Below are 848 nucleotides of genomic sequence, written 5' to 3'. Positions count from 1 at the left end.
CGCCAAACCTGTCGAGGATGTGGATAAAATCAAGAGGATCAATGAGACAAATGCTAACTGCCCGGTATATAAAGGGCGGTAGCCAGATAGACTTAAAGTCCCAGTAAAACCGAGTGCGCCTAAAGTTGCTTGAGCAAACGCAGAGGACTCAGTGAACGATCCTGCGATACGCTTGATATCGCCAACCTGTTCGTCCAGATGCAACGCATATTGTGCGTTCCTGATGAAATCAAGAAATCCCTGAGTACCCGTTGAGTACGTTAGAACATCTAACGCAGCAAAAAATATATTAAAAAGTGCGTAAAGAATCAGCGCTTTTAATAACGTGAAGAAACCCCGATGCGTCGCGGCAACAGAAGATATTAACGCGTAGCACACTAGATCTGCAGTTAAGTAGATACTCTGTGTGGTGTTCCCGGATGTCGGACCCAACGGAACAGTTGAGTTATTGGGAGCATACTGCGTCGTTCCAACTGGGAAAATAGATGTAGCCCCGGCGAATAAACGTGGGAAAAATAGACCACCAATGACCCCATAGGCCACCATACATAGTAGCCAAAAGCCAGGTGCCGGCGGCGTTAAGGCATGAATAGCGGCATTGGCTTCTCTGGTTCGAGTTAATGCGGTGATCGCAACAAAACCAAGGAAGAAGTGCGCTGGCTGTATTGTCGCTGCGCCAACAAGTAGTGCTGCCGCCGAACCAAGCAGCGTAGAAGTGACAAGAACTACACTAGCTGCGCGATGCCCAATCGATAGACAAACAATACCGGCAAAAAGTGTTATGAAACCAATTGGCTCAAGCATTTCAGCTCCTATTAAAGAAGTAATATCCGTTCAGACCTATACAT

At 46.9% G+C, this 848-nt stretch carries 1 pseudogene; it reads right to left on the bottom strand.

Annotated features, from left to right (window positions below):
• Nucleotides 1-804: pseudogene (locus tag FV233_RS29650) on the bottom strand (hypothetical protein); the annotation flags it as partial.
• Nucleotides 805-848 lie beyond the last annotated feature (44 nt).

The organism is Methylobacterium sp. WL7, assembly GCF_008040085.1.
GTDB classification, from domain to species: domain Bacteria; phylum Pseudomonadota; class Alphaproteobacteria; order Rhizobiales; family Beijerinckiaceae; genus Methylobacterium; species Methylobacterium mesophilicum.
This window is presented reverse-complemented; position numbering and strand designations above follow the sequence as displayed.